Source organism: Sphingopyxis sp., from assembly GCF_034380315.1.
GTDB lineage: Bacteria > Pseudomonadota > Alphaproteobacteria > Sphingomonadales > Sphingomonadaceae > Sphingopyxis.
Genome location: NZ_JAXMPB010000020.1, coordinates 1 through 3200 on the forward strand (window position 1 = coordinate 1; position 3200 = coordinate 3200).

A 3200-nucleotide genomic window follows, 5' to 3' on the forward strand; every position below is an offset into this window, starting at 1 on the left:
GTACGCATCCGGCGTGGGCCGCCTTTTCAGATTGATGTGAATGTGGCCGATTGTCCTTATGGACGTGAATAAGGACAGTTACCGGCCGGATGTGAGCCGGCTGGACATTATCGAGCTTGGCCGCCGACGCGCGTTTACCGATGCGGTACGGCTGCGGATTGTGGAGGAGAGCTATTCTGCTCCGCGCCTTGCGTCTGCGACGGCGCGCAAGTACGGGCTTTCTCGCTCGCAATTGAATACGTGGCGGCGCGCGTATCGGGAAGGTCAGCTTGCCATCGGCAATTTTGATGGCTTCGTGCCGGCACTTGTCGTGGCGGAGGCGCCCGTGCCGGCGCCTGTACCATTGAATTCGCCGTCGGGCGCCGGGCGGATGGAGATACTGAGCGCGAACGGTCGACGCGTCATCGTCGATCGTGACGTTGACGTCGATGTGTTGGTGCGCATCCTGCGGGGGTTGGAGACGCTGGAATGATCCCGATCCCGACAGGTGTTCGGGTTTGGCTTGCGACGGGCTACACGGATATGCGGTGTGGGTTCCCGTCGCTGGCGCTGCGAGTGCAGGAGGTGCTGAAGTATGACCCGTTGGGTGGCCATCTGTTCTGCTTCAGGGGCAAGCGCGGCGATCTGGTCAAGATCGTCTGGCACGATGGTCAGGGGGCCTGCCTGTTCACGAAAAAACTGGAACGAGGAAGGTTCATTTGGCCTTCAGCCGAAGGTGGCGCGGTGGCAATCTCGTCGGCGCAGCTTTCCTACCTGCTCTCCGGAATTGATTGGCGCGCGCCACAGGAAACTTGGCGACCAACGCGAGTATGATTGCATTTAAGCATTGAGATTATTGGGAAATCTGGTTGAATGTCGTTATGACATTACCGCCGCTTTCCCTGCCTTCGGACCTCGCCAGCGCCCATGCGGCGCTGCTGGCCGAGCGCGCGGCGCGGGTACAGGCCGAGGCGGAAGCCGCCAATGCAAAGGCGCGGCTGTCGAGCACCGAGGCGCTGATCGCACATCTGCAATTACTGATCGGCAAGCTGGAACGGGCCAAGCACGGGCCGAGTCGTGAGCGCACCCAGCGGCTGATCGACCAGTTGGAATTGCAGCTCGAAGAACTCGCCACGTCGGCGGCCGAGGATGAACTGGCGGCCAAAAAGGCTGTGGCCAAAACGCAGGCCGTGCGCGCCTTCACGCGCAAACGGCCAGCGCGCCAGCCCTGGCCGGAGGATATCGAGCGCGAGCGCATCGTCATCGCAGCCCCGGCGATCTGTGCCTGTTGCGGTGGCTCGCGACTGTCGAGACTTGGCGAAGATATCACCAGGACGCTGGAGGAGATCCCGCGCCGCTTCAAGGTGATCGAGACGGTGCGAGAGAAGTTTGCCTGCCGCGATTGCGAGGCGATCAGCCAGGCTCCCGCGCCGTTCCACGCCACACCGCGCGGCTTCATCGGCCCCCAGTTGCTGGCGACGATCGTCTTTGACAAGTTCGGACAGCACATCCCGCTGAACCGCCAGAGCACGCGCTTCAAGTGCGAGGGCATCGACCTGTCGACACAGACGCTGGCCGATCAGGTCGGGCACGTCACCTTTGCCCTCAAGCCGGTCTTCGACCTGATCGAGGCGCATGTGTTCCAGGCGGAGCGGCTTCACGGCGATGACACGACGATCCCGATCCTGGCCAAGGGCCAATGCACGACCGGGCGAATATGGGTTTACGTGCGTGACGATCAGCCATTCGCCGGGCCTGCACCGCCGGCTGCGGTCTTCTACGCCTCCAGCGACCGGCGCGGAGAACACCCGCAAAGGCATCTGGCCGACTTCAGCGGTATCCTTCAGGCTGATTGCTACAACGGCTTCAATCCGCTGTTCGACCGGACGAGGAAACAGATGCCGGCAACGCCCGCCTTCTGCTTCGCCCATGCGCGCCGAAAGTTCTTCGAACTGGCCGATGTCGCTCGCAATGCCCGGCGCGGCAAGGGTGCCAAACCGATCTCGCCGGTGGCCCTCGAAGCCGTCAAGCGCATCGATGCCCTGTTCGCCATCGAGCGCGACATCAACGGCCTGAGCGCGGCAGAGCGGCTTGCCGTCCGACAGGCGAAAGCAAAGCCGCTGCTCAGCGATATGGAGGAATGGTTGCGCGCCGAGCGGGTCGGCCTGTCGCGTTCATCGCCGGTGGCCGGGCCGATCGACTATATGCTGTCGCGCTGGGCCGACTTTGCCCGCTATGCCGACGACGGCAGGATCTGCATGACGAACAACGCCGCAGAAAGAGCGCTGCGCGGTGTGGCTTGCGGCAGAAAGGCTTGGCTCTTTGCCGGTTCCGACCGCGGCGCAGATCGCGCGGCCATCATGCTCACGCTCATCATGACCGCACGGCTGAACGACGTGGATCCCAAGGCGTGGCTTGCCGATATCCTCACCCGTATCGCTGACCTGCCGGTCTCGCGTCTGCCGGAATTGCTTCCCTGGGAGTGGAAGCGGCTACGCCAGGCTGAAAGCCCCGTCCTCATGCTGGCAGCATAACGATGGCAGCTTCCCTGGTCCGCCTGAAGGTTACTCTTGATCATGTCGAACCGGTGGTGATGCGGTGCGTTGTCGTGCCGTGGCGCATCCGGCTCAGCCGATTGCATGAGGTCTTGCAAGCCGCGATGGGCTGGACGAATACCCATCTCTACGAATTCCAGATCCGCGACGTCGGCTTTGGCTTGCCCGACCAGGAATGGGGGGATGGCCCGATCGATGCACGCAAGGTCTCGCTCCTGTCGGCAATCCAGGACACCGGCGCGAAATCCTTCAAATACCACTACGACTTCGGTGACGGCTGGACGCACAGCATCAAGATCGAGCGCACGTTCCCCATTGTTGCGCTGGCAGACCCCATGCTGATCGAGGCAACGGGGCGCTGCCCGCCTGAAGACGTCGGCGGGCCGTGGGGATACCAGGAGTTCCGCGAGGCGCTTGCCAATCCCGCTCATGAGCAGCACGCCGAGCTTGCCGAATGGTGGGGCGCCAAAGACTTCGACCCGAACCATGCTGCGTTCGCCGACCTCAACAGAGCCGTCGAAAACCTGGCCGAAAAATGGGCGCGCAAATCACGCAGGAAAACGTGACGGCCGCCGCCAAGGCCCCACTTTGACCGCACCTCATTACCATAAACCGCTTTGCTCCCATCCGCGCGCGCAGAGTACGCGTGGCTGCTCGGATGCTTAC

General features: G+C 62.8%; 4 protein-coding genes. All 4 read left to right on the plus strand.

Annotation, left to right across the window (positions count from 1 at the left end):
- Positions 1-40: 40 nt before the first annotated feature.
- The 4 genes from tnpA to U0S50_RS18500 are packed head-to-tail and all read left to right on the plus strand — an operon-like array spanning position 41 to position 3100.
- Complete coding sequence (tnpA, locus tag U0S50_RS18485; RefSeq protein WP_322310091.1) at positions 41-472, plus strand: IS66-like element accessory protein TnpA; 432 nt, start codon at positions 41-43, stop codon at positions 470-472.
- Positions 469-813, plus strand: a complete 345-nt coding sequence (tnpB, locus tag U0S50_RS18490) for an IS66 family insertion sequence element accessory protein TnpB (protein WP_322310092.1) — start codon at positions 469-471, stop codon at positions 811-813. Before tnpA ends, tnpB begins: the two co-directional genes overlap by 4 nt.
- A 47-nt stretch (positions 814-860) precedes the next feature.
- Positions 861-2513: an IS66 family transposase gene (gene tnpC, locus U0S50_RS18495; protein WP_322310093.1), complete on the plus strand. Its 1653-nt coding sequence runs from the start codon at positions 861-863 to the stop codon at positions 2511-2513.
- A 2-nt stretch (positions 2514-2515) separates the two neighbouring features.
- Positions 2516-3100 carry a plasmid pRiA4b ORF-3 family protein gene (locus tag U0S50_RS18500; RefSeq protein WP_322310094.1) on the plus strand — a complete coding sequence of 195 codons (585 nt, stop codon included), beginning with the start codon at positions 2516-2518 and terminating at the stop codon, positions 3098-3100.
- Positions 3101-3200 lie beyond the last annotated feature (100 nt).